Origin of the sequence: Rhodanobacter humi (assembly GCF_041107455.1) — a bacterium.
Taxonomy (GTDB): Bacteria; Pseudomonadota; Gammaproteobacteria; order Xanthomonadales; family Rhodanobacteraceae; genus Rhodanobacter_A.
Map to the genome: position 1 here is coordinate 3336713 of NZ_JBGBPY010000001.1, position 24268 is coordinate 3360980.

General features: G+C 66.7%; 15 protein-coding genes. 8 read left to right on the forward strand and 7 right to left on the reverse strand.

All coding sequences use genetic code 11. From position 1 onward, the window contains the following. Positions 1–4: 4 nt before the first annotated feature. The 3 genes from AB7878_RS14920 to AB7878_RS14930 form a co-directional block, all read right to left on the reverse strand. Positions 5–1612, reverse strand: coding sequence for a carboxyl transferase domain-containing protein (locus AB7878_RS14920; RefSeq protein ID WP_369495113.1), 1608 nt, complete (start codon positions 1610–1612; stop codon positions 5–7). 419 nt (positions 1613–2031) lie between these two features. After that, positions 2032–2421 carry a hypothetical protein gene (locus AB7878_RS14925; RefSeq protein WP_369495114.1) on the reverse strand — a complete coding sequence of 130 codons (390 nt, stop codon included), beginning with the start codon at positions 2419–2421 and terminating at the stop codon, positions 2032–2034. Between the two features lie 164 nt (positions 2422–2585). Beyond that, the gene (locus AB7878_RS14930) at positions 2586–3770 is read right to left on the reverse strand and encodes a thiolase family protein (protein WP_369495115.1); all 1185 of its coding nucleotides are present in this window, start codon (positions 3768–3770) and stop codon (positions 2586–2588) included. A gap of 237 nt (positions 3771–4007) precedes the next feature. Between AB7878_RS14930 and AB7878_RS14935 the strand changes: the two genes are divergently transcribed. Further along, on the forward strand, positions 4008–6812 hold the full coding sequence (locus AB7878_RS14935) for a S8 family serine peptidase (RefSeq protein WP_369495116.1): 2805 nt from the start codon (positions 4008–4010) through the stop codon (positions 6810–6812). Positions 6813–6877: 65 nt separating this feature from the next. On the opposite strand, the gene AB7878_RS14940 is transcribed toward AB7878_RS14935, so the two are convergent. The 4 genes from AB7878_RS14940 to AB7878_RS14955 form a co-directional block, all read right to left on the reverse strand. Then, entirely contained in the window at positions 6878–7747 is an 870-nt protein-coding gene (locus AB7878_RS14940; protein WP_369495117.1) for a DoxX family membrane protein, read from the reverse strand. Positions 7748–7837: 90 nt separating this feature from the next. Next, positions 7838–8653 (reverse strand): DeoR/GlpR family DNA-binding transcription regulator, encoded by an 816-nt coding sequence (locus tag AB7878_RS14945; RefSeq protein ID WP_369495118.1) that lies wholly within the window; start codon positions 8651–8653, stop codon positions 7838–7840. Next, the gene (locus AB7878_RS14950) at positions 8650–9867 is read right to left on the reverse strand and encodes an amidohydrolase family protein (protein WP_369495119.1); all 1218 of its coding nucleotides are present in this window, start codon (positions 9865–9867) and stop codon (positions 8650–8652) included. Before AB7878_RS14950 ends, AB7878_RS14945 begins: the two co-directional genes overlap by 4 nt. A 193-nt stretch (positions 9868–10060) precedes the next feature. Continuing rightward, entirely contained in the window at positions 10061–10978 is a 918-nt protein-coding gene (locus tag AB7878_RS14955; RefSeq protein WP_369495121.1) for a class I fructose-bisphosphate aldolase, read from the reverse strand. Between the two features lie 56 nt (positions 10979–11034). On the opposite strand from AB7878_RS14955, the gene AB7878_RS14960 reads away from it, so the two are divergent. The 7 genes from AB7878_RS14960 (at position 11035) to AB7878_RS14990 (ending at position 23895) form a co-directional block, all read left to right on the forward strand. Next, positions 11035–12249: an SIS domain-containing protein gene (locus AB7878_RS14960; protein ID WP_369495122.1), complete on the forward strand. Its 1215-nt coding sequence runs from the start codon at positions 11035–11037 to the stop codon at positions 12247–12249. Beyond that, positions 12246–13172 (forward strand): carbohydrate kinase family protein, encoded by a 927-nt coding sequence (locus AB7878_RS14965; protein ID WP_369495123.1) that lies wholly within the window; start codon positions 12246–12248, stop codon positions 13170–13172. The genes AB7878_RS14960 and AB7878_RS14965 overlap by 4 nt, the downstream gene beginning before the upstream one ends. Continuing rightward, a complete protein-coding gene (locus AB7878_RS14970; RefSeq protein WP_369495124.1) occupies positions 13169–14101 on the forward strand; it encodes a 1-phosphofructokinase family hexose kinase in 933 nt (310 codons plus the stop codon). The genes AB7878_RS14965 and AB7878_RS14970 overlap by 4 nt, the downstream gene beginning before the upstream one ends. Before the next feature lie 125 nt (positions 14102–14226). Then, positions 14227–17265 carry a TonB-dependent receptor gene (locus tag AB7878_RS14975; protein ID WP_369495125.1) on the forward strand — a complete coding sequence of 1013 codons (3039 nt, stop codon included), beginning with the start codon at positions 14227–14229 and terminating at the stop codon, positions 17263–17265. Between the two features lie 178 nt (positions 17266–17443). Continuing rightward, positions 17444–19459 (forward strand): alpha-galactosidase, encoded by a 2016-nt coding sequence (locus AB7878_RS14980; protein ID WP_369495126.1) that lies wholly within the window; start codon positions 17444–17446, stop codon positions 19457–19459. Between the two features lie 102 nt (positions 19460–19561). Then, a complete protein-coding gene (locus tag AB7878_RS14985; RefSeq protein ID WP_369495127.1) occupies positions 19562–21673 on the forward strand; it encodes an alpha-galactosidase in 2112 nt (703 codons plus the stop codon). Positions 21674–21786: 113 nt separating this feature from the next. Then, positions 21787–23895, forward strand: a complete 2109-nt coding sequence (locus tag AB7878_RS14990) for a DUF5054 domain-containing protein (protein WP_369495128.1) — start codon at positions 21787–21789, stop codon at positions 23893–23895. Positions 23896–24268 lie beyond the last annotated feature (373 nt).

A 24268-nucleotide genomic window follows, 5' to 3' on the forward strand; every position in this document is an offset into this window, starting at 1 on the left:
CGGGTCACATGCGGAACACACCGTAGCGCTGCGGCTCGATCGGCGCATTCATCGAGGCGGAAATCGCCAGCCCCAGCACGCGCCGGGTGTCCGCCGGGTCGATGATGCCGTCGTCCCATAGCCGCGCGCTGGCATAGTACGGGTGGCCCTGGCGCTCGTACTGTTCGCGGGTCGGCGCCTTGAAGGCATCCTCTTCTTCCGCGCTCCACGTCTTGTCGGCGGCCTCGATGCCGTCGCGCTTCACCGTCGCCAGTACCGATGCGGCCTGTTCGCCGCCCATCACGCTGATGCGCGCGTTCGGCCACATCCACAGGAAGCGGGCGCCGTAGGCGCGGCCGCACATCGCGTAGTTGCCGGCGCCGAAGCTGCCGCCGATCACCACGGTGAACTTCGGTACGTGCGAGCAGGCCACCGCGGTGACCATCTTCGCGCCGTCCTTGGCGATGCCGGCCTGCTCATATTTCTTGCCGACCATGAAGCCGGTGATGTTCTGCAGGAACACCAGCGGCACGTTGCGTTGGTTGCACAGCTCGATGAAGTGCGCGCCCTTGAGCGCGCTCTCGGCGAACAGGATGCCGTTGTTCGCGACGATGCCCACCGGGTAGCCGTGGATGTGCGCGAAGCCGGTGACCAGGGTCTTGCCGTAGCGCGCCTTGAATTCGTGGAACTCGGAGCCGTCGACGAGGCGCGCGATCACTTCGCGGATGTCGAACGGGCGGCGGGTGTCCTCGGGGATCACGCCGTAGAGTTCCTCGGCGGAATATTTCGGTTCCGCCGGTTCGGCCAGCGCGAGCGGCATGGCCTTGGTCCGGTTGAGATGGCCAATGATGTCGCGCGCGATCGACAACGCATGCGCGTCATTCTCGGCGTAGTGGTCGGCCACGCCGGAGATCGAGGTATGCACATCCGCACCGCCCAGCGTCTCGGCGTCCACCACTTCGCCGGTCGCCGCCTTCACCAGCGGCGGACCGCCCAGGAAGATCGTGCCCTGCTCGCGCACGATGATCGTCTCGTCGCTCATCGCCGGCACATAGGCGCCGCCGGCGGTGCACGAGCCCATCACTACCGCGATCTGCGGGATGTTCAGCGACGACATCCGCGCCTGGTTGTAGAAGATGCGGCCGAAGTGTTCCTTGTCGGGAAACACCTCGTCCTGCAGCGGCAGAAAGGCGCCGCCGGAATCGACCAGGTAGACGCAGGGCAGGCGATTCTCCAGTGCCACTTCCTGCGCACGCAGGTGCTTCTTCACCGTCATCGGGAAATAGGTGCCGCCCTTCACCGTGGCGTCGTTGGCGACCACCACCACCTCGATGCCGTTGACGCGGCCGATGCCGGTGATCAGGCCGGCGGCGGGCGCTGCGTCGTCGTACATGCCGTGCGCGGCCAGCGGCGACAGTTCCAGGAACGGCGAGCCGGGGTCGAGCAGGGCGCGGATGCGCTCGCGCGGCAGCAGCTTGCCGCGCGCGACGTGTTTCTCGCGTGCCTTCGCGCCGCCGCCTTCGGCCGTGCGCGCGAGTTCCCGGCGCAGCTCGTCGGTGAGCGTGCGCAGGCGCGCGCTGCTGGCCTGGAACTCGGCGGAGCGGGGATCGATCTGCGAGACAATGACACTCATGCGCGGCGGCCGTCGAGATGAAACCGTGGATGATACCGGCTGCGCCGTGCAGTGAAATCGCCAACCCCCAAAAGCGGGTCGGGACGGCCCTTTTTGAAGAGTGCGGCCATGGATGGCCGCCCGTTTGACTTTTGCGTTCAAGGACGAACGCACAAGATTGAGCCGTGCGGCCACGGATGGCCGCACGTTTGATTCTCGCGTTCAAGGACGAGCGCACGAGATTGAGCCGTGCGGCCATGGATGGCCGCCCGTCTGATTTTCGCGTTCATGGACGAACGCAGATGGTTGAACAGTGCAGCCAGGGTTGGCCGCCGGTTTGATTCCTGCGTTCAAGGACGAACGCACAGATACAGTTGCAAATACGCCCAAAAAAACGGCCGCACAGGGCGGCCGTTTTTCCGAACGAAGCAGTAGCAGAATCAGTGCTTCATCGCGTCCTTGGCCTTGCTGGCAGCGTCCTTTGCGGCGCCAGCGGCGTCCTTCGCGGCGTCGGCAGCCTTGCCGGCGGCGTCGGAGGCGTTGTCGGCAGCGCTCTTCATCTTGTCCATCGCGTTGGCGGCGGTGCCGGCGGCGGCCGGAGCGGCGGCGGTGGAAGCCGGAGCAGCAGCGGTGGAGGCCGGGGCAGCAGCCGGAGCGGCAGCGGTGGCGGCCGGGGCAGCCTGCTCGGCAGCCTTCTGCGCCTGGTCGGCAGACTGCTGCGCCTGGTCAGCAGACTGCTGGGCGTTCTGCGCGGAATCCTGCGCGCCGTTGCTGCAAGCCGCCAGCAGCGCGACGAGCGCGGAGGCGAGTAGGGTACGCGTAAACTTCATGGTGGATCTCCTTTGCCGTGGAATGCCGAATGGCCGTTTATTAATAGCGCTTTCCCGCGTCCTGCGCCATAACTTTCGGAGCGTCGCTTCAGACTCCGTTGAAAGCCGGTTCAACGCGCTTTCAGCGAAAGAGTATCGGAACGCCGTCGTTACGGCTCCGTGATTCAGGCTAGGCATTCCACCGCGATCGCCGTGGCCTCGCCACCGCCGATGCACAGGCTGGCGATGCCGCGCTTGAGGCCGCGGGTTTTCAGGGCGTTGAGCAGGGTCACCACCAGGCGCGCACCGCTGGCGCCGATCGGGTGGCCGAGGGCGCAGGCGCCGCCGTTGACGTTGAGCTTGTCGTGCGGAATGCCGAGTTCGCGCATCGGCGCCATCGCCACCACGGCGAACGCTTCGTTGACCTCGAACAGGTCGACGTCGCTGATTTTCCAGCCGGTTTTTTCCAGCAGCTGCTGGATCGCGGCCACCGGGGCGGTGGTGAACCATTCCGGTTCCTGCGAGTGGGTGGCGTGGGCCACGATGCGGGCCAGCGGCTTGAGGCCGCGCGCCTTGGCGTCGTCGGCCGACAGCAGCACCACGGCGGCGGCGCCGTCGGAGATGCTGGACGAGCTGGCCGCGGTGATCGTGCCGTTGTCCTTGCGGAAGGCGGGCTTGAGCGAGGGGATCTTGGCGATGTCGGAGCGGCCGGGCTGCTCGTCGGTATCCACCACCACGTCGCCCTTGCGGCCGGCCACGGTGACCGGAACGATCTCGCCGGCGAACGCGCCGGACTGCTGCGCGGCCAGGGCGCGTTTCACCGATTCCGTCGCGAACGCATCCTGCTCCTCGCGGCTGAAGTGGTACTTGTCGGCGCACAGCTCGCCGAACACGCCCATCGCCTTGCCGTCGTAGGGGTTGGTCAGGCCGTCCCAGGCCATGTGGTCGACCAGCTTGCCGTCGCCGTAGCGGATGCCGGTGCGGGCCTGCACCATGTGCGGCGCGTTGGTCATCGACTCCATGCCGCCGGCCACCACGATGGCCACCGAGCCGGCCTTGATGAGGTCGTGGCCCAGCATGATCGCCTTCATGCCCGAACCGCAGACCTTGTTGATCGTGGTGCAACCGGCGGCCGGCGGCAGTCCGGCCCCCAGCGAAGCCTGGCGGGCCGGCGCCTGGCCGAGGTTGGCCGGCAGCACGCAGCCCATGATGACCTCGCCAACATCGGCGGCGGCCACGCCGGACTGTTCCAGCGCGGCCTTGATCGCCGTGGCGCCCAGCTTCGGCGTGGGCACGCCGGTGAACTGGCCGAGGAAGGAGCCGATGGCGGTGCGCTTGGCACCGGCGATGACAACACTGACGTCGGACATGGGGGTCTCCGCAAACACGAATGGCGCGTGGCGCCGGGGAAGCAACCTGCCGATTATCGCAGCCGATGGCGCAGTGCGGCAAACCGGCTGGCGGCATGCGCACGGGATTCGCAATCGCCTCTGGCCGGGTCGGCGTTGTGCCACACTCCGCTTCCACCGGAGCCATGCCGACAGGCGTTGCCGAGGCCGTGGCTCTTTCGAGGTGGCGGGCGTCGTCCAGGGAGCAGGGGAGAGGTCATGAATTCGCAAGGGGATTGGGCCGCGTGCGGCCTGCGTTGTTGCCAACTGGCGATTGCCGTCAGCATGGCCCTGAGCCTGGCGGCCTGCGGTGGTGGTGGGGGCGGCGGCAACGTCAAGCCGACACCTGCGGCACCGGCACCAGCACCGGCCCCAGCACCAGCCCCAGCACCAGCACCAGCACCAGCCCCGCCGCCGCTGGACGCGCAGCTGTCGATCACCAACACCTACGCCGCCCACAACGCGGGCTACACCGGCGCGGGCGTGACCATCGGCGTGGTGGACAGCGGCATCATGCACTCCAATCCGACCGTGTCTGGTCGGGTTGCGCAACCCGAACTGATCTACGTCGATCCGACGAAGAACAATACCAGCGTGGACGCCGTGGACAGCCACGGCACCTGGGTCGCGGGAATCGCCGCAGGCACGTCGTTCGCCAAGTTTCCGGGTGGTATCGCGCCCGGTGCCAGCCTGGTTTCGGCGCGCATCATCAATGACACGCCGCCGCCGGACGACGGCACCGGCAACGGAAATCCGGTGACTGCAACCGACGCGAACTTTTTCGCGCAGACGCTCAACCCGGCACTGATGCAGGCCGGCGTGAAAATCCAGAACAACTCCTGGGGCGGTATCTACTGGGATACCACCAACGCCTCGATCAACACGGCGTTCGGCCAGGCCTACCAGCCGTTCGTGCAGCAGGGCGGACTGGTGGTATTCGCGGCAGGCAACAGCTCGCAAAGCGATCCCAGCGACATCGCCAGCCTGCCTACCGTGGCACCGGGCTTGGGCCTGGACAAGGGCTGGTTGGTGGCGGTGGCGGTGAACAGCAACAGCCCCACCCAACTGGCGAGTTATTCCAACGCCTGCGGCCGTGCGATGAACTACTGCCTCGCCGCGCCCGGCGACGTGATCGTGCTGGACAAGGACACCATTTCCAGTACCACCAGTCCCACCTACTGGCAGGTCAGCGGCACCTCGTTTGCCGCACCGATGGTGTCCGGCGCGGCGGCCTTGGTGTGGCAGGCTTACCCGTACTTCAGCAACGATCTCGTGCGGCAGACCCTGCTCGGTACCGCCGATCCGCTGGGTGGTTCGCAGCCCAACCCCACCTTCGGCTACGGCGAGCTGGACGTGGGCCGCGCGGTGAACGGGCCGATGCAATTCAACTGGGGCGACGTCACCGTCAGCTTCAGCGGCAGCTCGAGCTGGAACAACCCGATTTCCGGCGCGGGCGGCCTGATCAAGCAGGGTACGGGCACGCTCAACCTCACCCAGCCGTCCAGCTACACCGGCCTCACCCAGGTGCAGGCCGGCACCTTGAGCGCGAAGTCGCTGGCGGGTGCCGTCACGGTGGCCAGCGGCGGCACGCTGGCGGTTGGCAGCAGCAACCTCGCGGTTGGCGGCAACTACACGCAAGCCGCCGGCGGCATCTTGGCGGTATCGCTGGGCTCGGCGTTGAACGTGGCCGGCACGGCCTCGATCGCCGGCAACCTGCTGGTGACCGGCACCAATGCGGGCTACACGGTGAATGCGCACACCAATGTGCTCGTCACGCAGAAGGGTCTCACCGGCACTTTCGCCGCGCTGACGACGGCATCGAACGTGCTGCTCACCGCCTCGCTCAATTACGACACCATGTCGGCCTGGCTCAACGTGGGGCAGGTGTCGGTGACCGCGGTGCAGGGCACCAGTTACACCGCCGCCTCGTACGGTGCGGCGCAGCGCGTGGATGCGGCGTTCGGCCAACTCAACACGCAATTGGGCACCGCCACCGCCTCGGGCACGCCGGTGGCCAGCGGCTTCGTCGCGGGCGCGGCCAGCCTGCAGCAGACCGCCACCCTGGCCAACCTGCAGCAGTCGCTGGAGAGCCTGTCCGGCCAGTTGCACGCGGCCAGTACCGCGATGACCTTCGAGGCAATCGACGCGGGCACGCGCGCGCTGTCCTCGCGCTTCGACCAGTTGCTCGATGCGCCGCAGCCGGGGGCATGGACACAGAATCTCGGTTACGAAGGCGGCATGTCGCGCAGCGGATACGGCAACGTGGACTACAACCTGTCCGGCGCGCTGGTCGGGCAGGACTTCCGCGTGGATGGCAGCGGCGTGGCCGGTTTCGCGCTGAGCCAGAGTCGGAGCATGGGACTGCTGGACGCCAGCGCGGATCGCAGCTACAGCCACGCAGTGGAAGGCATGCTTTACGGCGGCGCGCTGCGCGGCAACTGGTACGCGATGGGGCGTCTGGGCGTGGGTTCCTACCGGGAAACCATGCGCCGCACCCTGCAACTGGGCAGCCAGTTCGGCGGCGTGGGCAGCGACAGTCGCGGCAGCTACGGCCTGGCCTACGGGGAGAGTGGTTACCGGTTGAACCTGGGCCACACCCGCGTGACGCCGTATGCGAGCCTGGAGTACGCGCAGATCCGCGACAGCGGCTTCGACGAACTGGGTGGCGACGGCTTCGGCCTGAAGTCCGGTGCGCTCACCACCGCGCGCTGGCAGGCGGGCCTGGGCCTGCGTGCCAGCCGCGACTGGCAGCTGGCGCGCGGCGGCAGCCTCAGCCTGCAGGGGCGGCTGGCATGGCAGCAGTCCTTCGGCCTGCACGGCGAGGCGTTCGACGCCAGCTTCACCGGCATGAACCAGTGGGCGCCGCTGGGAGGTGTCGGCCTGTCGCGCTACGGCGGCGTGACCGGCGCCACGCTGGACTGGAGCATGAGCCCGCGCAGCAACCTGACGCTGGGCTACGACCGCTACTTCGGCCAGTACAACGAGGCGACGATGGCCACCTTGAACTACCGCTGGTCGTTCTGAACCGGTCCGGTGGCGATGCGATCGCGCATCGCCGCCGCGGCATCAGGGTTGGCGCAAGTGCGCGCTCAGTCGCGCGGGCCCCGCGTCATCCAGCCGGTGCCGCGATACGAATCCGCCACCACCGCGGCGCCCGCCGTGATCGCGCTGGACATCAGGAAGGCCGACCACGCACCGCTGTCATGCGGCTGCGCGAACAGCGGCGGCAACCAGACCAGCACGGTGATGACGCCCAGCATCGCCGCCTCCAGCGTGGCGGCCAGGCGCGGCCACAGCCCGAACAGGAGGCCGATGGCGGTTGCAAGGCTGCCCGCGCCGGTCAGGTACGCCCAGCCATGCCGCCAAGGCAGCCACGCCGGCACGAAGCCGGCCGTGATGTCGGCATAGAAGTAGTGCGAAAGGCCGATGGTCGGCAGCGCCAGCACGAACAGCAGCCGCGCATTGCGGATGCCGTTGCGGCCCGCGAGGAAGCGGCCATCCGGTTTCGCCAGCGTGGCGAACACCGTCCACGCGCCGGCGAGGATCACCGCGATTTCGCCCGCGCCCAACCACACCGCCTCCATCGACGGCGCGTAGAGAATGGCCGGGAATTTCAGCAGCACCATCCACAGCAGCGCGAACACCGACATCGTGCCGGCGGAAACCTTCGCGAGGCGAGGGAGCAGGATGCCGATACCGGTCGCCAGCTCGACCAGCGCCGTGAGGTAGATGAAGAAGCCTTGCGCAGGCAAATGTGCAATCGGAATGCGCTGCCAGACGCCGGCGAAATCACCGAACACCAAGCCACGCAAGCCCAGCGCGATCATCACCAGCGCAAGCAGCATTCGGCCAGGGCCGATACCGCGCGCGGTGGAATCGTTCGCACCGACGACGAGGCAGGCTGCCAGCCATGCGGGCACCCCTGCGCGCCTGTCGTTCACCACGATTGCTGCAGTCATCACCCACCCTCTTGCGGAGCTGCATGAGCACAGGGCGTCGAGCGTAATCAGGGTGGTCTGCCCGGGCAACGACCACTTTGGGTGGAAATTTCAGACCAATTCGACCTGCACGCCGGCGTTGCGCAGCGCCTCGACGGTCTCGGCGGGTGCGCTGCTGTCGCTGATCACCTTGTGCAGCTGGCGCACCGGCGCGATCACCGACAGGCTGCGCTGGCCCAGCTTGCTGGAATCCAGCACGGCGACGGTCTGCCGCGCCACGCGGATCATCAGCGCGTTGAGCGCGGATTCCAGCGGGTCGGGCGTGGTCACGCCCACCTCGGGGTCGAGGCCGTCCACGCCGAGGAACAGCCGGTCGGCAGACAGCTTGGCCAACGCGTGCTCCGCGTCGGGGCCGACCAGCGAATAGGAGGTCTGGCGCAGCAGGCCGCCCAGCATCATCACGCGGACGTGCGGCAGGCCGGACAGCTCCAGCGCGATGTTCAGCGCGTTGGTGATCACGGTGAGCGACTCGAACTTGCGCTGGCGGATCTGCCGCGCGATCTCCACGGTGGTGGAACCGGAGTCGAGGATGATCGTCTCGCCGTCGCGGATCATCGCCGCCGCCGCCTGGCCGATGCGCAGCTTCTGCGCCTGGTGGCGGGTTTCCTTGATGTTGAGCGGGATGTCGCTGCTGACCGGGATCACCGGCAGCGCGCCGCCGTGCGAGCGCACGATGGCCGAGGCATTTGCCAGTGCTTCGAGGTCGGCGCGGATGGTCACGGCCGAGGTGGCGAACTTGTTCGCCAGCTCCTCCACCGTGGCGCGGCCGTGTTCCTCCACGTGCTCCACGATCAGGCGACGGCGTTCGCCGAGCAGCAGGCGATGGCGGGGTGGGGCGGTGGGCTTGGCAGCTGGGAGTTTGCTCATGCGTCGGCAATGTGCAGGAGTCGGGCGGCATTGTCATGATAGACCTTGCGCAGCACCGTGTCCGGCAGCTTCAGCCCGTAGATGGCCCAGCGCCCCTGCGGCGGTACCGGGGCGGGGGCGTAGTCGAAATACTCGTCCTCGGTTTCGAGGAAGCGGTAGTAGATCTCATACAGCGCGTCGCCGAACAGCTGCTGGGGTACGTCGTCGCCCCACGGCGAGGGCACCGCGTCGGTGCCGAACAGGATGCGGTCCTGATAGCGGTCGAAGAAGCGCTGGGCGATGCGCGGCTGGCGGCCCAGCTCGCCGATGCGCGCGCTGATGTCCACCAGGGTGTTCGGGAAACGGGCGAGGCAATCCTCGACCGCGGCCAGGTTCTCGGCGTTGTTGCCCACGTGCAGCAGTACAAAGGTGGTGTCCGGGTGGCGCGCGATCATGCGGTTGCGCGCGGCGATCAGTTCCTGGTGGCTGGGGAACTCCGGGCCGTAGAACGACCAGTCCGGATGGTTGGCCAGCTCCTCGTAGCGCTCGTTCTCGCCGTCGGTGGGCAGGAAGAACGCCTCCGGGTCGGAGACATGCAGGAACACCGGCAGGTCGTGCGCGGCACAGGCCTCCCACATTTGATCGAAGCGGCGGTCGTCCACGCCCACCAGCGGGCCGTCGTCGATGCGCTCACGCAGGTACAGGCCCAACGTCTTCAAGAGCTTCAACCCACGCGCGCCCACGCGCCTGGCGTGTTCGATCGCGTCGGCCTGGCGCTGCGGGTAGTCCGGTTCCGGAAACAGCGCGAACGAGGGCTCGGTGAGGGTGAGGAAGCGCCCCGGCGCGGCCTGGTCGAACAGCCGGATGCTTTCCTCCAGCCCCTTGCCCACGCCGCCGGTGAGGTTGACCAGGGTGCGCACGCCCTTGCGGTCCATCACCGGCAGCAGCGCCTCCGGCGTGCTGAACGCGGTGATCTCCTCGCCCACCGACACGCCGCTGCGCACGTTCTTCGACCAGGTGAGGTGGGCGTGCACGTCGATCACCGGGAAACGCGGCCGCTCGATCAGCGTCTGCGGCACGCGCAGCATGCTGCGCGGCTTGAAATCCTCGAGCTTGAGCTCGCCCTTGCTGGCGTCGGGCGCGGTCTGCAGCGGGTTCTTGCCGCTGGCCTCGATACGCACCGTGCCGGCGCCGGTGGGCGGAGCGCAGCAGAGGCAGGATTTCTGGTGGGTCATGGTGCAACTACCTGATTCGCTTCTTGCGCCGGACAAACTACACCGCGGCAGGCGCCATGTGCGGCGGGAGTCAACACCCGTCATTCCTGCGAAGGCAGGAATCCCGTAACTTTGCTTCGAGCGACCCGCGAAAGGCGCTGGATCCCGGCTTTCGCCGGGATGACGAGTGGTGGGGCGGTGAAGGCCGCAAGCCTCAGCGCGGATGCTTCGCCATGATGCCGTGCACCTGGCGCACGAGGTTCACCGCCTGGTCGAACGGGCGCAGCCACATGTTGCGGCCGAACATCACGCCGTTCGCGCCGGACTGCATGTAGTGCTCCACCTTGCGCAGCACCGCGTCGTCGTCGTCGTTCTTCTCGCCGCCGGAGAACAGCACCATGGTGCGGCCGGCGGAGCGCACCACGCGGGCGCAGCGGGCGGTGGAGTCTTCCTGCAGCTTGTCGTACGGCGCCGGCACGTTCGCCACGCTGTCGTTCGGCTCGTGCAGCTTCACGATGTCGGCGCCCAGTTCCAGCGCCACGCGCGCGGCGTAGTCCTGCGCGTACAGCGTGTTGGTGCCGCCCCTGGCGTTGACCGCGCTGCCACGCGGGTAGGACCAAAGTACCAGCGGCATGCCGTAGCGCTCGCAGTCGCGGCGAACCTGCTCGAACTGGCGGAACTCGTCGTGCTGGCGCGGCGAGCCCACGTACATGGTGTAGCCCACGGCGTCGGCGCCGAGGCGCACTGCGTCTTCCACCGAGGCGAACAGCGGCGAGGTGGCCTCGGCGTCGCTGGGGATATTGGTCTTGCCGTTGAGCTTGAGGATCAGCGGCACGCGACCGGCGTACTCGGCCATGTACTTCTCGGCCAGGCCGATGCCCAGCGCGATGGCAGAAAAGCCACCGGCTGCGGCGAGTTCGAACTGGTAGCCCGGATCGACGGCCGGCGGATGGGGAAAGAAGTCGGTGGGGCCATGCTCCAGGCCCTGGTCCAACGGCAGCACCAGCAGGCTGCCGTTCTTCGGACCCGAGCCGTACAGCAGGCGCCACAGGCGGGCGCGCTTGCCCTGTGACAGCGCGAGTTTCGAAAACTTTTCGGAAGCTTGCGAAGGTACTTGTAAGTTCTGATTCATTTCGAATACGCTGCAGTGGTGGGCGGATGGCTTCACATTCGAACGAAATGAGTCAAATGTCAATACTTGGAAACAAAACGAAAGCATTCGACAGTCTAGCCGCGCTGGCGGCGGCTGCGCCGGCGGCGCAGCGCGAGCTCGGCTATGCCGATACGTTGCGCGAGATCCTGCAGCAGCCGACGACCTGGCAAGCCACCGCCGCGCTGCTGCGCGAACCGTCGGTGCAGGCGCAGCTGCAAGCGGCGCTGACGCCGCGCCCCGCGCAGATCGTGCTGACCGGTTCGGGCAGCTCGATCTACGCCAGCGAATGCATTGCGCCGGACCTGCAGCAGGCACTGGGTGTGCCGGTGCAGGCGATCGCCGCGGGCACCTTGCTCACGCACTGGCGCCGCGCGCTGCCGCCGGGTGGCGGCCTGCTGATCTCGATCGCGCGCTCGGGCGACAGCCCGGAGAGCGCCGGCGTGGTCGACCAGTTGCTGGCGCATGCGCCGGACTGGCGCCACCTCGCGATCACCTGCAACGCGAACGGCAAGCTGGCCACGCAGTACCGGAACGAGCCGCGCTACTTCTCTCTGGTGCTGGACGAGCGCACCAACGACCGCAGCCTGGTGATGACCTCGAGCTTCACCAACCTGGTGCTGGCCGGCAGCGGGCTGGGTGGCCGCGCCGACACGGCCGGCGTACAACGCCTCGCCGGTTGCGTGCAGCACGTGTTCGAGCAGCAGTCCGATGCGCTGGCGGCGATCGCATACCGCAACTTCGATCAGGCGGTCTACCTCGGCAGCGGCGGTGCGCTGGGCGCCGCGCGCGAGGCCGCGCTGAAGATGCTGGAGATGAGCGCCGGCCGCGTGCGCACGATGGCCGAGACCTTCCTCGGCCTGCGGCACGGCCCGATGTCCAGCCTCGACGAGCGCACCCTGGTGGTGGCCTTCCTCTCGCCCGACCCGGCGGTGCGCGCCTACGAATACGACTTGCTGCGCGAGCTGGGCCGCAAGCGGCTGGGCCTGGCGCGCGTGCTGGTGGGCGAGGGCATCGCCGACGACGTGATCGGCGCGCAGGACGTGGCGGTGGATCTCGCCGGCCTTGCGGCGAGCGACGACGCGCTGCCACTGCTGGCCGACGTGGCGGTGGGTCAGGTACTGGCGTTCTTCCGCTGCCTCGCGCTGGGCGGCAAGCCCGATGCGCCGGCGCAAGGCGTGCTCACCCGGGTGGTCGAGTCCTTCGCGCTGCATGCCGCGGGCACCACACAGCGTGAGGAGCGCAAGGCGTGAAGCGCATCCTCGTCGCCGGCGAACTCAACGTCGACCTGGTGTTCCGGGACTGCCAGGCGTTCCCCGCGCCGGGACGCGAGGTGCTGGCCGAAGACGCGCTGGTCGTGCCGGGCAGCTCCTCGATGATCTGCGCGATGGGGCTGGCGCGGTTGGGCAATCCGGTAGCCTTCGCCGGCAAGGTCGGCGTGGACGGCTGGGGCGGCTTCTGCGTCTCGGCGTTGCAGGGCGCCGGCATCGACGTGGCCGCGGTGCACCGCGATCCCGCGCTGCGTACCGGCATCACCGCCTCGTTCTCCACCAGCAGCGACCGTGCGCTGGTCACCTTCGCCGGTGCGATCGGCGCGCTGCGCGCCGCGGACGTCGGCGACGAACTGCTGGCGAGCGCCGACCACTTGCACGTGTCCTCGTATTACCTGCAGAGCGCCTTGCGCCCGGAACTCAAGTCGCTGTTCGTGCGGGCAGGCAAGTTGGGCCTAAGCACCTCGCTCGATCCCGGTTTCGACCCCGAGCAGCGCTGGGGTGACGAATGGCACGACTTGCTCGCCGAGGTCGACCTGTTCCTGCCGAACGACGTGGAACTCGCCGGCATCAGCGGATGCGAGTCGATGCTCGATGCCATGCGCGCGCTGGACAATGGCCGCACCCGCATCGTGGTGAAGCGCGGCCGGAACGGTTGCGCCACGCTGGACGGCGCCAGCAAATTGATCGAAGCGCCGGCCTTCGCGGTGGACGCGGTGGACAGCACCGGCGCCGGCGACTCCTTCGACGCCGGCTTCCTGCATGCGTGGCTGCGCGGCCTGTCGCTGACCGAGGCCTTGCGCTGGGGCAATGCCTGCGGCGCGCTCTCCACCCGCGGCGTGGGCGGCACCGCACGCCAGGCCGACGAGGCCGAGGCGAAAGCGCTGCTGGGGAGCGCCGCGTGATCACGGTCGTCGGCATCAACACCGCGATCGACCACCTGATGCGGGTAGACACGCTGCACCTGGGCGAGGTCAACCGCACGGTGCACGAGCAGGTGTTGCCGGGCGGCAAGGGTCTGCACGTGGCGCAGACCATCGCCGCGCTGGGCGAACCGGTGCAGCTGATCGGCCTGATCGATACCGCGCACCGCAACCTCACCGCGCGCCGCATGAGCGAGCGCGGCGTGCTGTTCCACGGCGTGGAAATCGACGCGCCGCTGCGCCATTGCATCGCGCTGCAGGACGCGGATGGCCGGATCACCGAGGTGCTGGGGCAGGGCCCGCAACTGGGCGAGCGTGACCGCGCAGCCTTGCAACGTGCCTTTCGCCTCGCGCTGGCGGAAAGCGAGCTGGTGATCCTGTCCGGCAGCCTGCCGCGTGGTCTGCCCGTCGACACCTATGCCGAACTGGCGCAGCAGGTGCATGCGGCCGGCAAGCGCTGCCTGATCGACGCCAGCGGCGAAGTGCTGCGGCAGGCGGTGGCGGCGCAGCCGTTCCTGCTGAAGCCGAACCGCGACGAGGCCGAGGCGCTGTTCGGCCGCAGCGTGGGCGATCTCGATGCCGCCGTCACCGCGCTGCGCGAACTCGCCGCGCGCGGCGTGGCGATGCCGGTGCTGAGCCTGGGCGCGCAGGGCGCGCTGGGCATGGACGACAGCGGCGTGTGGCATGCGGCAGTCGAGCTGGAGCAGGTACGCAACACCGTGGGCTCGGGCGACTGCTTCCTCGCCGGCATGGCCGTGGCGATCAGGCGTCGTGAGCCGCTGCGGGAAGCCTTGCGGCTGGCGGTGGCCTGCGGCGCCGCCAACGCGATGGATGTGGAAACCGGTTACGTGCGTCCGGACCAGGTCGAGGCATTGCTCGGCCGGGTGCGGGTGCGGGAATGGAAGCACTGAACATCGGCGGAGTCCGCCTACTTGCCGATGAGGATGAGCCATCGGTGTTCGAACAGCTCGCGAGCTGCGGGGGTGCTTTGCTCGCGGGTATCCAGAAGCGGTTCATTACATTCCGAGGGGCAATCATGAATTTCAGCAGGAATATTCCGCTGCGACAGACCGGCCTGGCCACGGCGCTGGGTCTGTTGCTGGCGTCCACGGCCGCCTACGGCCAGTCCACCACCAGCAGCATCTTCGGCCGCGTGCCGGCGCAGGCCGGCGAAAGCGTGGTGGTCAGCAACGGTGCGGGTCTGACTCGCACGGTCAGCGTCGACAGCCAAGGCCGTTACAACGCCACCCAGCTGCCGGTGGGCACGTATTCGGTGAGCCTGATGCGCGACGGCCAGGTGGTGCAGCGGCGCGACAACGTGACGCTGAAAGTGGGTGTCGGCGCGGACATTTCCTTCAGCACGGAAGCCGCCGCCAATGCGGCGAACGCGAAGCAGTTGTCGGGTGTGAGCGTGTCGGCCAGCGCCGTGCCGCCGATCGACGTGAGTTCGGTGGACTCGCGCACCGTCATCACCGCGCAGGAACTGGCCCGGCTGCCGCTGGCGCGCTCGGCCGAAGCCGCGGCGTTGCTGGCGCCCGGTGCGGTGACCGGCGCGGGCGGCGCCACCAGTTACACCGGCGAGCCGCTGGTGAGCTTCGGTGGCTCGTCGTCCACCGAGAACGCGTACTACATCAACGGCTTCAACTCCACCGATCCGTTCAATGCCTTTGGCGGCATCACCTTGCCGTACGGCTCCATCGACCAGGAAGAGGCCTACACAGGCGGCTACAGCGCCCAGTACGGACGCAGCGATGGCGGCGTGCTCAACATGATCGGCAAGAGCGGCACCAACGAATGGCATTTCGGTGCCCAGGTGGTCTACACGCCGGAGGACGGGCGCTCCGCCCAGAACAGCACCTACTACATGAATGGCCTGCCGACACCGGCGGTGGCGGGGCGCCTGTACGACCCCAATCGCGATGACAACTACTGGACCTCCACCTACGACCTGTACGTGGGCGGCCCGCTCATCAAGGACAAGTTGTTCCTGTTCGCCTCGGCGGAGGTCAACGACACCGGCGGGTACACGGTCAACCCGGTGACCTCGGGCACCTCGCTGCACTACAAGAACAGCAACCCGAAGTGGTACGCCAAGGTCAACTGGAACATCAACGATAGCAACCTGCTGGAATTGACCGGCGCGTCCGAGAAGCGTCTGACCTCGGGTTCGTACTACTACTACGACTACAACAACCTGGCCGACAAGGGCTTCAAGGCCTTCGCCAACGACACCAAGCTGGGCGGCGACATGTGGTCGGCCAAGTACACCAGCTACCTCACCGACAGCCTCACGCTGAACGCCATGTACGGCAAGATGACCACGGTGAACTACAACGAGCCGGTGGGTTACAACTCCAGCCTCACTTATGTCGGCGGCTACACGAACCAAAATCCTGCGCTCAACGGCGGGACGCCGATCACCAATGCCCAGACCATCTCCACGATGGGCAACCCGGCCGACAACTACAAGACCAGCAACCTGCGGGTCAGCCTGACCTACGCGCTGGGCAGCCATACCATCACCGGCGGCATCGACAACCTGCGTTCCAGCGCCAACAACCAGGGCAACATCACCACCGGCCCAGGCTATTACTGGAGCTACGGCCACACCACCAATCCGGGCGCCCCCTTGTCGCCCACCCTGGGCGTTCCTGCGCTGGCCGGCTTCCCGAACGGTGCCGGCGGCTATTACGTCACCAAGAACGTCAGCTTCTCGGTGGGCGGCCTGACCACGACCCAGCGTGCCGAGTACATCGAGGACAACTGGCAGGTGAGCGACCGCTGGCTGGTGTCCATCGGCCTGCGCAACGACGGCTTCACCAACTACAACGGCGGCGGCCAGCCCTACATGCGGCAGACCTCGCCACAGTGGGCGCCGCGCCTCGGCTTCAGTTGGGACGTGTACGGCGACGGCACGTTCAAGGTGTTCGGCAATGCGGGTCGCTACTACCTGGGCCAGCCGCTCGCCCCGGGTGGTCCGGCCAACGGCTACGTGCGCACCTCGCAGTACTACACCTACAGCGGCATCGCGGCCGACGGTACGCCCACCGGCCTCACGCAGGTCTCTGTCCCGGTGTCGGCGAACAACGCGTTCGGGCAAATCCCCGACCCGCGCACGGTCACGGTGCACAACATCAAGGCGCAGGATCAGGACGAGTTCATCCTCGGCTTCACCAAGACTGCCGGCGACAAGTGGGTCTACGGTGCCAAGTTCACCCGGCGCATGCTGCGCCACAACCTGGACGACTACTGCAATGCGCAGGCCGTGGTGGACAAGGCCGCCTCGATGGGTATCAACGACGTCAACGACGCCACCTGCTACTACATCAACCCGGGCGTCGCCAACACCTTCGCGGTGCAGGATGCGAGCGGCAACTTCCACGACGTGACCCTGAGCAATAAGGAGATGGGCTTCACCCACATGGTGCGCCGCTACTACGCGCTGGAAGGCTTCCTGGAGCATCCGTTCGACGGCAAGTGGTACGGCAAGGTCAGCTACATGTTCTCGCGCAGCTACGGCAACACCGAGGGCCAGGGCCAGTCCGATATCAAGGCCATTGGCGGCATCCAGAACATGGACTGGGATTTCCCCGAGCTGATGGTTTACGGCAACGGCCCGCAGGGCAACGACCATACCCATCAGATCAAGGCGTTCGGCTACTACCAGATCAATCCGGAATGGCTGGTGTCGGGCAACCTGAGCCTCGTGTCGGGCGGCCCCAAGTACTGCCTCGGCCTGTACGGTACCAATCCGTACGATCCGGCCACCAACGATCCGGATGGTTACGGCTCTGCCTACCACTGGTGCAACGGCCAGCCGTCGCCGCCGGGGAAGAACGGGCGCCTGCCGTGGACCAAGCAGGTTGATCTGGGCGTGCAGTACCGGCCGGCGTTCGCGGACCACAAGCTGGGCTTCCACCTGGACGTGTTCAACGTGTTCAACGGTCAGGCGCCGCAGAACCTGTACGCGGAGATGTATCAGGACAGCACGGGCACGCCGGAACCGCGTTACGGCACGCCGATGGTGTTGCAGCCGCCGCGCTACGTGCGCATGAGCGTCACCTACGACTACTGAGCACGGACCGCGGCGCTCCGCGCCGCCTTGCAGCAACCTCCGCCGCCCGGCGATGCCGGGCGGCGCATCCGAATCACGTCGGCGAGGTCGTCCGCACAACTGTCTGGTCGAGCCCGCCGCATCATCACCCGAGGCCGTCATGCCCGCACCGCATCCCCACTTCCTTCGTTCGTCGCGCATGAGCCTGCTCGCTTCCTGCCTGCTGGCCGTACTGGCGGGTTTCGGCACTGCGCATGCCGCTGACAGCGTCGCCACCGGCAAGCTGGTACTTGAACCGGGTTCTGCGGTGTTCGCCGAGCAGCAGGGCGTGGAGAGCTTCGGCAACGCCGCGATCGAGGCGCGCTGGAGGTTGGACGGCCAGCATCTGGTCGACCTGACGGTGACCGACCGCGTGCACGGTCGCACGCTGGCGGTGCCCGCGCCGTTCGCGCTGGTGCTCGCCGACGGCAACACGCTGAAGACCGCGGACATGAACCTGCTGTCGAAGCCGCGCGTGGTGCAGCTGCCGGTGGACGCGAAGTCCTCGCGGCTGGCCGGGCGTCTTCCGGGCAAGGCGGTGGTGGCCAGCTTCGGCGACGCGAACGGCCGCTTCCGGGTGGACTGGAAGCTGGTGCAGCGCGACGGCTCGCCCTACCTGCGCGAGGAGGTGAGCATCACCGCGCTGAAACAGGACGAGAAGATCGCCAAGGTGTCGCTGCTGCAATCGCAGGTGGGCGATGCCGAGGTGGAAGGCACGGTGAATGGCTCGCCCGTGGTATCCGGCGACGTCTATCTCGGCTTCGAGAATCCGCTCTCCGACAGCGCGGCATACCACCACGAAGCGAAGCTCACGCTGTCGCGCATGCTGCCGCTGGAGAAGGGCAAGACCGTGGCCTACTCGGCGGTGGTGGGCGTGGTGCGCGACGGCCAGCTGCGCCGCGACTTCGCCAGCTACGTGGAGCGCGAACGCGCGCATCCGTACCGGCCGTTCCTGCACTACAACTCCTGGTACGACATCGGCTATTTCACCCCGTACACCGAGGCGCAGGCGCTGGATCGCATCAACACGATCGGCGAGGAGCTGCATGTCAAGCGCGGCGTGAAGCTGGACTCCTACCTGTTCGACGACGGCTGGGACGACTACAGCGGCAGCTGGAACTTCAGCAAGGCGTTCCCGCGGGGCTTCGTGCCGCTGCGCAAGGCGGCGGCGAAGTACGGCGCCGCGCCGGGCATCTGGCTGTCGCCGTGGGGCGGCTACAGCAAGCCGCATGACGAGCGCATCAAGAACGGCAAGGCGGCCGGCTACGAGATCATCAACGACGGCTTCGCGCTGTCCGGGCCGAAGTACTACCAGCGCTTCCACGACGTGGTGATGAATCTCCTGAACAAGGACGGCGTCAACCAGTTCAAGTTCGACGGCACCGGCAACGTCAGCAGCGTGTTCCCGGGCAGCCGCTTCGACAGCGACTTCGCCGCGGCGATCCAGCTGATCGACGACATCCGCAAGGACAAGCCCGACACCTTCATCAACCTCACCACCGGCACCTGGGCCTCGCCGTTCTGGCTGCGCTACGCCGACACCATCTGGCGCGATGGCGAGGACGACTGGTACACCGGCGTGGGTACGAAGCGCGAGCAGTGGATCACCTACCGCGACCAGCAGACCTACCAGAACATCGTGCTGAAGGGGCCGCTGTTCCCGATCAACTCGCTGATGCTCCACGGCATCATCTACGCGCAGCAGAACCCGCGCCTCGACACCGACCCTGGCCACGACTTCGCCAACGAGGTGCATTCCTACTTCGCCACCGGCACCGAGCTGCAGGAGATGTACATCACCCCGTCGCTGCTCACCGCGCAGAACTGGGACACCCTGGCGGAGGCGGCGAAGTGGTCGCGCGCGAACGCCAGTGTGCTGCGCGATACGCACTGGATCGGCGGCGATCCGGGACGTCTGGACGTCTACGGCTGGGCCGCGTGGTCGCCGCAGAAGGCCATCGTCACCTTCCGCAATCCGGACGACCAGCCGCAGCTGGCGGTGGTCGACCTGCAGCGCCAGCTGCAGCTGCCGCCGGGCGTGGCGCGCCGCTTCAGCGTGCAGGACGTGTGGAAGACGGGCGGCGCCGAGGTGCCGAAGACGCTGGATGCCGATCATCCCGGCACGATCAAGCTGGCGCCGTTCGAGGTGTTGACGCTGGAACTGACGCCGAACTGACCGGGAAAGCCAGCGAGGAGGCAACAACGGCGGCAAAGACACAGCGGCAGTCAATCGGCTACCAACACCCGTTGGGTGACACCCGCACCAGGGACTTCTCACATGATCGACCCATTGTCTGAAAACGGATTGACGCAGGTGACCGCGGTGCCGACGAGCCTGCGCAAGTCGGTTCTGGCACTGCTGCTTGCCGTCGCCTTTGCCATGGGCGGCGCGCATGCTCAAGGCGTTGTCGGCGCCGGCAAGCCGGCGCCGGTTGCTGGCGCCAACGATCTGGCCAATCGGCAGGGCGCCCTGGGCAGCTTCGGCGGCCAGGCTGTCGGCATGGGCTGGCGAGTCACCGGCGAACACATGGCCGACGTGTCTGTCCAGGATGGAATCAATCACCGATCGGTGAATGTCATCGCCCCGTTCGCTCTGGTGATGAAGGACGGCTCGAGGCTGGGCATCGACAACATGCGTCTGCTGACGCCGCCCCACACTGTGAAACTGGCGGCGGATCCTGCCGCCTCGCGCCTGGCCGCCCGTTTGCCGGGCGATGCGGTGCAGGCCAGTTTCGGCGACAGCGGCGGTCGCTTCCGTGTCGATTGGCGAGTGGTACAGCGCTCCGGCTCGCACTACCTGCGCGAGATCGTCACCATCACGGCACTCAAGCGCGACGAGCCGATCGCGCGGGTGGAGCTTCTCGACGTGCAGGCGGACGGTGCGTTCGTCGACGGTACGGTATCCGGGTCGCCAGTGGTCTGGCACACCGACTGGCTTGGCTTCGAGTATCCCATGGCGCAAAGCACGGTCAGGGGAGGCAAAGTGCGTATGTGGGTCGACCGCAAGCTGTCACTGGGCAAGGGTCGGCCGGTGACCTATTCGGCGGTGATCGGCGCGGCGAACGCGGGTCAACTTCGGCGTGACTTCGGCACCTACATCGAGCGCGAGCGCGCCCGCCCGTATCGCCCGTTTCTGCATTACAACACCTACTACGATCTCGACGGCCACTACACCGAGGCGCAGGCGCTCGATCGCATCGACACGTTCGGCCGCGAGCTGGTCGACCAGCGTCACGTGAAGATGGACTCGTTCATGTTCGATGGTGGCTGGAGTGACAACGACCCCGACTGGAATTTCAGCGAGGCCTTTCCGCATGGATTCGTGCCGCTATGCAAGGCGGCGCAGAAGTACGGCGCAGCGCCAGGTATCTGGATGTCGCCATGGGGTGGTTATGGCATACAGAAAACGGAGATGGTCGCCAGAGGTGAAAAGGAGGGTTACGAAATCATCAATGGCGGTCTCGCACTGTCCGGACCCAGGTACTGGAAACGCTTTCATCAAGTGGCCATGAAGCTTGCCGACCGGGACTGCATCAACCAGTTCAAGTTCGATGGCACCGGCAACGCCGACACCGTCGTTTCGGGCAGCCAGTTCGACAGCGACTTTGCCGCGATGATCCAGCTCATCGACGATATCCGCGCCGACAAGCCGAATACGTTCATCAACCTCTCCACGGGTACCTGGGCCTCGCCGTTCTGGCTGCGCTGGACCGACACGGTCTGGCGCGGCAGCGTCTTTGACCACAATTTTGCCGGCGTCGGAACGCCGCGCGAGCGCTGGATCACTTTCCGCGACCAGCAGACCTACCAGAACATTGTCATCAAGGGGCCCTTGTTTCCGCTCAACTCGCTGATGCTGCACGGGATCATCTATGCGCGGCATGCGAGATCGGGCGCGCGGGACGCCGCCTTCCCGGGACTGACGACCGACCCGGGACATGATTTCGCCAACGAAGTACACAGCTTCTTCGCCACCGGCACGCAATTGCAGGAGCTGTACATCACGCCCTCGCTGCTTACGTCGCAGGACTGGGATGTGCTGGCCGATGCGGCGAAGTGGTCGCGCGCCAATGCCGACGTGTTGCGAGACGTGCACTGGATCGGCGGCGACCCGGGACGTCTGGACGTCTACGGCTGGGCCGCGTGGTCGCCAAAGAACGCCGTCGTCACCTTCCGCAACCCCGACGACAAGCCGCAGCTCGCGATGGTCGATCTGCAGCGCCAGTTGCAGCTGCCGCCGGGCATGGCGCGCCGCTTCAGCGTGCAGGACGTGTGGAAGAGCGGCGGCACCGATGTGCCGAAGACGCTGGATGCCGACCACACAGGCACGATCACGCTGGCGCCGTTCGAGGTGTTGACGCTGGAGCTGACCCCGGTGGGCGGAGGCTGACACCTCCGGCTGCGAGCAGGGGAGGGGGCCAACTCCCTTCCATCGGAAGACCTTGAGCGGGGCCGCATCATCCTCGCCACTCCACGGCATGAATCAAGAGAAGGTGTCGAGCCATGCATCCCGATACGACCAGACCGATCAGCCGTCGCGACTTCCTGCGGCTGACAGCCGTGGCGGGGGCCGGGTTGCTGGTGTCTGCCGGCCCGGCATGGGCGACGGGCTCCCCGACGGCGGTGAAGACGGTGTACGCGGTCTTCTTGTGCCACCTCGACGTCGGGTTCGTCGACTCGCAGGCCAACATCATCCGCCGGTATTTCGACGAGTACTTTCCCGCGGCGATCGCACTCGCCCGCAAGCTCCGCGAGGCCGGAGGGCGCAATCGTTACGTATGGACCACCGGGTCGTGGCTGGTCCACGAGTATCTCCGGCAGATGCCGGCGGGCAAGTGCGAGGCGATGGTCGAGGCCATTCGTTGCGGTGACCTTTCCTATCACGCCATTCCCTTCGTGTGGCAGAGCGAGATGCTGGACCGTTCGCTGCTCGAAGGCACGCTTCATATCGCGGCGGATCTGGACAAGCGATTCGGATGCAAGACGACCGGGGCGAAGATGGCCGACGTCCCAGGCCATACACGGTCGATCATCGCCCCGCTCTCGGCGGCGGGAGTCGGTTTTCTCGATATCGGCGTCAATCCCGCATCGACACCCCCGGATGTGCCGGGACTGTTCCGTTGGCGCGATCCGCAAGGCAACGAGATCGTCGTGATGCAGCACGCGCGGGACTACGGCGGCGACATGGTGGTGCCTGAAGCCGAAGCCGCCGTTTCCATGAACGTCCGCGGCGACAACTCGGGTCCGCACACCGAGGCGGAGATCGACGCGATATTCGATGGCCTGCGCCGGCGCTACCCCGCGGCGAAGATCGTCGCCTGCGGGCTGAGCGAAGTGGCCGCTGCGATGGAGCCGATCCGTGACCGGCTCCCGGTCGTGGAGCAGGAAATCGGGGACACCTGGATCTACGGCTGTGCCAGTGACCCGATCAAGGTTTCCCGCTATCGCGAGATCAGCCGTCTGCGGCAGGAATGGATCGCGCAAGGGAAAATAAGCGCGGGTGATTCCATCGATCTGGCGATGGTTCCCTGGCTCAACCTCTGCGCCGAGCACACTTGGGGCTGCGACACCAAGACCATCATCGCCGACTGGGATATTTACAAACCGGCGGAACTCCAGGCCGCTCTCGGCAAGCCCAACTTCCAGAAGGCGATGGTGACCTGGGCAGAGAAGCGCCGGGATGTGGACACGGCCGTGGCCGCACTCCCCCAGCCCATGCAGGACGAGGCATTGCAGCGGTTGAAGCATCTGCAGGCGACGCCGCCGCTCACCACGGGGCTCCCGCCGATGCTGCCCGGGCAGGAAATCACCACGCCGCATTTCGTGCTGGCGCTCGATCCGGAGACGGGCGCGATCCGACGGCTGCGCGATCGGAAAACGAATCGGGAATGGGCTGGCGCCGATCACCCGCTGGCACTGTTCCGCTACCAGACCTTCACGCAGGAGGATTATCAGCGGTTCTTCAAGAAGTACGTGCGCACCAAGGAGTCCTGGGCGTTCCTGGATTTCGGGAAAAAAGGCATCGAAAAGTATCCGTTGCAAAGCAAGCTCTGGATGCCCAGGTTGGTCAGGTCATGGCTCGGCCAGACTCCCGATGCGACGCGCATCGTGGTCGAGATGGCGATGCCCCAGGCAACGCCTGAGATGGTCGACGTGGTCGGCTGGCCGAAACGGCTGACGATGGAGATCGTGCTGCGCCACCAGGAGCCCGTGGTGGAGATCGATTTCCAGTTTTTCCAGAAGTCCGCCAACCGCCTGCCGGAAGCGATGTGGCTTTCGTTCGCGCCCATTGCGCCCAACCGCACCGGATGGACCCTGGAAAAAATCAATCAGCCGGTCTCTCCCCATGACGTGGTTCGGAACGGCAACCGCCACATGCATGCCGTCACCAAGGACATCGCCTATCGCGACCCGGACGGCCAGCTCATCCTCGAGACGCTTGACGCGCCGGTGGTCGCACCTGGCCAGATGGTTCTGGTCGATTTCAGCAACGAGCAGCCGGATCTCGATGCTGGCGTGCACGTCAACCTGTTCAACAACACATGGGGCACCAACTACATCCAGTGGTACGGGGAAGATGCGCGGTTCCGGTTCAAGATACGGACGATATGACGGAACAAGAGGTCGGAGGAGATCAAGAGGTAACAGGCTAGGTTCCTTATCAGGTATCAGGGCGGAGAGCCCAGGGAAGGTCTGATCAATGAGCTTCTTGCTCGTCATTCCTGCAAAGAGCTTTTCAACAGTCTGAGAGTAGGTGCCAGGGACAACTTCTGGTTCAGTGTTCCTGACACCCTTTGGATCAGGCGGCAAGCCCCGTGCCCGTGTCGGGCACGCTGTCGTCGCCGCACACATCGCACCACAGGTAGTACGTCCCCCGACATGACAGACGAACACGACACCGATCCAACCCGCCGTCGCATGCTGAAAGCGGCCGCGCTGTTGCCGTTGGCCGCAGCCTGCAATGGATTGTCGTGGGGTGCGGACG

What these genes read in the sequence shown, in the direction of transcription:
- AB7878_RS14920 (WP_369495113.1), bottom strand. Translation starts at nt 1,612, where the DNA reads ATGAGTGTCATTGTCTCGCAGATCGATCCCCGCTCCGCCGAGTTCCAG.
- AB7878_RS14925 (WP_369495114.1), bottom strand. Translation starts at nt 2,421, where the DNA reads ATGAAGTTTACGCGTACCCTACTCGCCTCCGCGCTCGTCGCGCTGCTG.
- AB7878_RS14930 (WP_369495115.1), bottom strand. Translation starts at nt 3,770, where the DNA reads ATGTCCGACGTCAGTGTTGTCATCGCCGGTGCCAAGCGCACCGCCATC.
- AB7878_RS14935 (WP_369495116.1), top strand. Translation starts at nt 4,008, where the DNA reads ATGAATTCGCAAGGGGATTGGGCCGCGTGCGGCCTGCGTTGTTGCCAA.
- AB7878_RS14940 (WP_369495117.1), bottom strand. Translation starts at nt 7,747, where the DNA reads ATGACTGCAGCAATCGTGGTGAACGACAGGCGCGCAGGGGTGCCCGCA.
- AB7878_RS14945 (WP_369495118.1), bottom strand. Translation starts at nt 8,653, where the DNA reads ATGAGCAAACTCCCAGCTGCCAAGCCCACCGCCCCACCCCGCCATCGC.
- AB7878_RS14950 (WP_369495119.1), bottom strand. Translation starts at nt 9,867, where the DNA reads ATGACCCACCAGAAATCCTGCCTCTGCTGCGCTCCGCCCACCGGCGCC.
- AB7878_RS14955 (WP_369495121.1), bottom strand. Translation starts at nt 10,978, where the DNA reads ATGAATCAGAACTTACAAGTACCTTCGCAAGCTTCCGAAAAGTTTTCG.
- AB7878_RS14960 (WP_369495122.1), top strand. Translation starts at nt 11,035, where the DNA reads ATGTCAATACTTGGAAACAAAACGAAAGCATTCGACAGTCTAGCCGCG.
- AB7878_RS14975 (WP_369495125.1), top strand. Translation starts at nt 14,227, where the DNA reads ATGAATTTCAGCAGGAATATTCCGCTGCGACAGACCGGCCTGGCCACG.
- AB7878_RS14980 (WP_369495126.1), top strand. Translation starts at nt 17,444, where the DNA reads ATGAGCCTGCTCGCTTCCTGCCTGCTGGCCGTACTGGCGGGTTTCGGC.
- AB7878_RS14985 (WP_369495127.1), top strand. Translation starts at nt 19,562, where the DNA reads ATGATCGACCCATTGTCTGAAAACGGATTGACGCAGGTGACCGCGGTG.
- AB7878_RS14990 (WP_369495128.1), top strand. Translation starts at nt 21,787, where the DNA reads ATGCATCCCGATACGACCAGACCGATCAGCCGTCGCGACTTCCTGCGG.